We start from the raw sequence: 6,682 nt of genomic DNA, 5'->3' as shown, positions 1-6,682 counted from the left end.
AGTTGGAAGAGTCAGCAAGATATACTGATGAAACACGTGATGCACTTCAACAAGAAATTAATGAAGCTTTACAACTCGTTGCTGATGGTCGTGATCCATCAAAAAATGTAACTAAAGAAGAAGTTAAAAAAGCAACTGATGAATTAGACGCTGCAGATGCTGCATTAAAAACCAATGCACAACAAGAAGCAGCTGAAAATGAGAAATTATTAGCAGAATCAATTGAAGATCTTGAAAAACTCGTTGAACAAGCAGAAAACAAGGTTGTTCAAAACGAAACAGCTCGTGATAAGTATACTGAAAACTCTTTAAGTGAATTAACTAAAGAGATTGCAGATGCTAAGGCTGTAATTTCGCAATATAAAGATCCTAATCAACCGAATCCAAGTCTTGAAGGATCTGTATTGCCAGCGCAAAAAGAACTTCAATCAGCGATTGATGGCTTAGTAACTGTAGTTGAAATTCTAGCTGTTGATAATGATGTGAATATAGTGGCAACAGTTGATCCATCAGTTATATCATTTATTGAGTTGGTTGAAGGTCAACCAGTATTAAAGACAGATGTCGTTCAATTATTTGAAGATACAGGATTCGATGGTAATTCAGCAACAGGATTTGGAGTAGCAAAAGTTGGTATTGGTGGTGCTGCCGATGTCAGTGCGCTAGATTTTGATCAATATTTGTCATTCAATATTAAAGAAAATAACACTGCTGATATTAGTTTAAAAGCTGTTAGCGGTGGGATAAGTCTTGGCAATAAATTTAATCTAATTGTATTGAAAGAAGTAGCACCAGATGTTTGGGAAGTCGATCAGCTGTACACAGATTGGTTAGAAGTTGTTGCATTTGGTGGTTCAAAAACAGGCTCTATAACTTTAGATGAAGGTAATTATCGCGTACTAATCCAAAGTAATAGTGGTGTTGCAATTGCTTCAGGTAATCGTCTCGAAGTTCAAGAGCTTAAAATAAACGACGGCAATAACCCAACGAATCTTAGTGGATCAATTTCAGGTAATATTTTATCTGATGTTAATCAGGTTGAAGGCCAATCTGGTCATGATATGTATTACTTAAATACACAAATTGCTGTAAAACCACAGGATTCAACTTCGCAATTTGTTGAAGTTGGACTTAATGGGACTAAAGAATACGCTGGGCAGTATGGAACGTTGACTGTAAAATTCGATGGTTCATATACTTACGTGATTGACAGCTCGAAGAAACCTTCAATTGGTGCAGTTGAAACTTTCATTTACCAAATAAAGGATCCTGAAACAGGTAAGACATCTGAAGCTAAATTGAATATTACTATCAACAATAAAGATGTTGACTACACCGTTATTGATGAAAATTTTATCGTAGATTTGGTCCCTACAGAATTACCTATTCCTGAAGGTGAAGTACTGTCTAAGATTGATCAAGTTATCGTTGCGAGTGTTGGACTTGGTGGTGTAGCCTCAGTAAATGTTGCTAATTTTGAAGATGCCATTGAAATAAATGTTAGTGAAGGTAATTTAAGAGAAGTAAGTTTTAAAGCCGCAGGTGGTGCCCCAATCGGCTTAGGTGCAATTCCTGTATCGCTTGAAATTTATAGACTTAACGAAGATACTGGGCTTTGGGAGCTCTATTCAAATACTCCTGATTGGTTCACGATCGTTGGTGCTGTAGTTGCTTATGGTGAATCTCAGCAAAATGTTGACGTAGTTTTAGAACCAGGCCAATATAAAGCCATTACGACTGGTAGTACAGTTGGTATTGCTGTTTTACCTACCATTACATTAACACCAGTATCGGATAAGATTATTTCTTACGAAACTGTCGTTGAAGGTCAAAAAATAAATGGCGATGTGACTACTGAAAATTTAGATGATTTCATTGTCATCAAAGTAAATGGTTTCAATACTTCTCAAGATTCAGAAGTTCAAGGAAAGTTTGGTAAGCTAACGGTCAATCCTGACGGCACTTATGTATATACATTGAATAAAGATGTTAAAGTAAGTCAATTAGATGTAGAAACATTCTCAATTCATTTGAAAAATCCTAATACAGGTGAGTTAGCAACTACTACATTAAATATTCGTTTAGATTCATTTTTATCAAACGACGACATTAATGATGTGATTAATGTAGAGGCAGAAATCGCTGAGCGTACTTATAGTGAAAATCTTGGTGCAACTAGTGGCTCATCTGTTTCGAAAGCATTTAAAGTCGAAGGAATAAAATCAGGTGATGTTGTCTACTATGAGAAAGATCTTACAGCTGACGTTACATTCACTGTTGGAACAACATTAGCAATTAATGGTGATGGTCGTAAAATGACTTACATCGTCAAAGATAAAGCTGGGAATCCAGTGGCAAGTGGCGATGTAGAAGTGTCTAAAACTACAACAAACACAATCAAAGTTAATAATCTTCCTGCAGGATCTTATACTTTGGAGTTGAATGTTACAGGTTCTTCATATTTCTCTGGTTCTGTTAAAATGGAACAAGTTATTACTGAATATCTACCTACAGACTCACAATCACTTGAACCTGTTACTGGTAACATTTTCGATAATGATCTTGGTTCTGATTCAGTAACTTCAATTCAAGTTCAAAACCAAACTGCTTATACGAAATTTGGTAATGATAAGATCAAAATTCAAGGTGAGCACGGCGTACTTGAAATAGATCATACCGGCAATTATACATACACACCATCTAAGAATTCTTTTGGTGAGGACAAGTTTACTTATGTGACTACTTCGGTTAATGGAAGTCAAGATACGGCTGAACTTGTCTTTGGCTATACTCAAACTATAAATGGCGATGAAAATGCGAATGTAGTAAGCAGTGGTGGGTTAAATGATACTTTCAACCTTGTTTCTGGTGCGGATAAATTAATCTTCAACTTACTTGATGAAGCCGATGCAACGGGTGGAAATGGTTTTGATACGTGGTCAGATTTCGAAGCAGGTGTCGATGTAATTGATGTATCTCAACTATTTGTTGATGCTAATACTTCAACTACATTCTCAACTGATTCGACTGATCAAGTTGCGGATATCTTAAGTAAATACATCACTGTTAAAGATTCTGTAATTTCAATCGATCGCGATGGTGAAGGTACACAATTTGAAGCTACTCAATTGCTGAATATTGGTCCTCAAAATGCAGATCTGACGTTGGAGCAGTTACTTCAAAACGGTCAAATCATTTATTAATTATTTAAAAACGCATACTTCGGTATGCGTTTTACAAAAAAAAGGCGAAACATTGTTTCGCCTTTTTTATACCAATTTAATCTTTTAATTCAGGAGGGAAACCATCTTCAGTCAAAACTTCAGCGATTTTTTCAAAGCTATATGTTGTACGAATATCTGCAATTTTGTTGGCAACATCTACATTGACGCTTGCATTAGGATCAAGTGAAATTACTGAAGCAGTGACACCTTTAGCACAACCAGAACAACTAATATTTTCAATATATAATTTCATAAAAATCTTACCTTAGTTAATACCAATCATCGTTATGATCTAATTAATATACTCAATTTTATTCAGAATACTGCAGTTTGAAGTCGAATCATTTGAGCACATTTGACTCGCAGCCTTTAATTTTAAAATCATTGATTGCATCGAATGAATTTGTTCTGTCAAAAAGTGGATATGTTGATCTGTAATTTTTTTCACATCAGCACTTTTTCTGTCAGGATTTTTCCAAAGCTCAACTAAACTCTTGATTTGAACGATCGAAAAACCAAGATCTTTAGCATGTTTAATAAAACTTAAAGTCGAAAGGTCTTGCTCTGTGTAAACACGATAACCGCTAGTGCTTCTGGTCGGAACAGAAATGAGATCGATTTTCTCGTAATATCGAATCATTTTAGCAGTTAAGCCTGAACGTCGTGCTAATTCGCCAATATTCATGATCTTTCCTTTGCTTTAAGCGTCTAATTTAGTTTCAAAGTTTTGAGTCTTAAAGCATTCGCTAATACAAATATCGAAGAAAGTGCCATTGCGATCGCAGCCAAAACAGGTGAGAGCAGGATACCTGTTAAGGGATAAAGGATACCTGCAGCAATTGGAATCAGACAAATATTGTATAAAAAAGCCCAGAACAGATTTTGATGAATATTTCTAATAGTTATTTCGCTTAATTTGATGGCTTTAGATAAGTTATTCAAATTTGATGACATTAAAATAAGGTCAGCCGTTTCAATGGCGACATCCGTACCTGAACCTATCGCAATACCGACTTGAGCTTGCGCAAGTGCTGGAGCATCATTAATCCCATCACCAACAAAAGCAACATTTCCATATCGCGTTTGAAGGGTCTCAACAATGTTTAACTTTTCATGTGGTTTGACCTGTGCATAAACTGCATTGATATTAAGTTGATTCGCCACATATTGCGCTGAATTTTGATGATCGCCAGTAATCAAAGCAATGTGCTTGTCGTTCTTTTTAAGTTGAGTCATAACCTCGTAGGTTTCAGGTCTTAATTGATCCGTGATTAAAATAATTGATGCAAGCTCACCATCGATGGAGACCGCGATTGGTGTTTGAGCTTCATCTAGTAATCTTTGATGGTGAGAGAGTGCATGAGAAATCTTAGCATTTTCTCGAGTAATGAACTCTACAGATCCAATTTTAATATCCTGACCATTCAATTGTGCTTGGATTCCGAATCCTGAAATACTCTTAAATTCTGAAATTTCGATCATCTTTACACGATGATCGGATGCATATTGAACAATCGCTTTAGCAATTGGGTGCTCGGAATGATATTCAACAGATGCAACAGTTTGTAGAACCTGTTGATGTGTAAATGGTGCGAAAATCTCGATATGACTAATCGCAGGTTGACCTATTGTTAGGGTTCCAGTTTTATCAAATGCAAATGTTGAAATTTCTCGAAGTTTTTGAAGTGAAGTCGCATTTTTAAATAAAATTCCGTGTTCAGCAGCACGTCCCGTCGCAACCATAATCGACATCGGGGTTGCAAGTCCCATCGCACAAGGGCATGCAATAATCAAAACAGAAACGGCGTTAATCATAGCATAGCTGAGATTAGGTTCAGGTCCAATCACCAGCCACGCGATGAAAGTAATCATCGAAATAAAGAGGATAAATGGAACAAACCATAAGGTGACTTTATCGACTAAAGATTGTATGGGGAGCTTTTGTGTCTGAGCATTTTCAACCAACTGAATAATTGACGATAAAATGCTACTTTCAGTAGTATGTTTGGTTTCAATGACAAGAAATCCATTTTGATTGAGGGTTCCACCAACAACTTCTGAACCCATCAATTTTTGGATTGGAAAAGATTCTCCACTGATCATTGACTCATCTACAAAGCCTTCACCTGAAATAACCACGCCATCTACAGGAATTTTTTCACCAGGCCGCACTTCAACCTGCATACCGATTGTAATTTTATCAATCGAGATATCTTCAGTCTGGAGGTCAGATACTCTAACCCGCGCTGTTTTAGGTTGTAAGCCAATCAGATGTTGTATCGCTGCGGAAGTTCGACCTTTAGCTCGTGCTTCTAGAAATTTTCCTAATAAAATAAATGTAATAATGAGTGTTGCAGGTTCGTAATAGACATGCACTGACTGTTGTGGCAATAAATTTGGGAAGAACGTAGCAACAATAGAATATAAATAGGCAGCTCCTGATCCTAAACTCACCAAAGAATTCATGTCAGGATGTAAATTTATCAGTGACTTGATACCTTGTGAGAAAAAATGCCGTCCAGGTATAAAAATAACTAAAGTCGCAAGAATAAATTGGAATAACCAACTCTGATTTTGACTGATGTAAGTACCTATAAAATGATGAAATGAAGGCAAGATGTGCGACCCCATTTCAATGATAAATATAGGTATACTGAGTACAAGTGCGATAATAAAATGCTTGAGAATTTTTTTTGATTCAAGTTCGCGATTTGGAAGTGCTGTGATCGTTTGCTGTTCAAGTACAGCTTCAAACCCTGATCTTTCAATACGCTCAATAACTTGATCAACAGGAACTTGATAAAGTAGATCAATGCTTGCTGTCTCAGTCGCCAAACTTACTTGTGCTGCTAATACACCGGGTATTTTTAGTAAAGAACGTTCAACTCGACTCACACATGCAGCACAAGTCATGCCTAAAATTTTTAATTTTATTGTTGCCCATTTTTTAGTGTTAAAACCTGTTTTATTTACGGCTTGAATGATTTGTTGATCTGTTACGTCTGTTGTTAACACAATTTGAGCTATTTCAGTGGCGAGGTTCACACTGGCATCTTGAATACCATCGACTTTTTTTAATGAGTTTTCAACTCGGCTTACACAAGCAGCACAGGTCATTCCTTCAATTTTGATTTGAATAGATTTAGTTGAAGTAGATGACATACTTAACTCCATATGCTGATTGAAATAAGGTCACGATCATTCTAAACCTTCCCATTGTGGTAAGGTCAATAAGATTTGTTTCTTGTTTCATCATTACTGATTGGAATCCAAATTAGGCGTATGTTCTTTCCTCACTTAAATTAAAAACAATATTCCAAAAATCCATTTAAATTGAATAAATTTTCTTAAATAAAAAATCATCAAAACAAATCAGAATAAAAAATAACCAACAAAAAGAATTATCGATATGATCTAAAGCATTCAATTTAATTGATTAACAATCTTCAAAATTTCAG

At 35.8% G+C, this 6,682-nt stretch carries 4 protein-coding genes; 1 reads left to right on the top strand and 3 read right to left on the bottom strand.

The features are described 5' to 3' along the window. The coding region (locus AC1M89_RS03965) for a BapA/Bap/LapF family large adhesin (RefSeq protein WP_481595250.1) at window positions 1-3,203 on the top strand (3,203 nt) is incomplete at its 5' end. Window positions 3,204-3,279: 76 nt separating this feature from the next. Here the strand turns inward: AC1M89_RS03965 and AC1M89_RS03960 are convergent. The 3 genes from AC1M89_RS03960 to AC1M89_RS03950 are packed head-to-tail and all read right to left on the bottom strand — an operon-like array spanning window position 3,280 to window position 6,398. Next, window positions 3,280-3,477 carry a heavy-metal-associated domain-containing protein gene (locus AC1M89_RS03960; RefSeq protein ID WP_481608631.1) on the bottom strand — a complete coding sequence of 66 codons (198 nt, stop codon included), beginning with the start codon at window positions 3,475-3,477 and terminating at the stop codon, window positions 3,280-3,282. A 39-nt stretch (window positions 3,478-3,516) separates the two neighbouring features. Then, window positions 3,517-3,909, bottom strand: coding sequence for a MerR family transcriptional regulator (locus AC1M89_RS03955; RefSeq protein WP_481608630.1), 393 nt, complete (start codon window positions 3,907-3,909; stop codon window positions 3,517-3,519). A gap of 23 nt (window positions 3,910-3,932) precedes the next feature. Further along, entirely contained in the window at window positions 3,933-6,398 is a 2,466-nt protein-coding gene (locus AC1M89_RS03950) for a heavy metal translocating P-type ATPase (RefSeq protein ID WP_481608629.1), read from the bottom strand. Window positions 6,399-6,682: the final 284 nt, after the last annotated feature.

This window comes from Acinetobacter sp. ANC_7635 (genome assembly GCF_056779945.1).
This window is presented reverse-complemented; position numbering and strand designations above follow the sequence as displayed.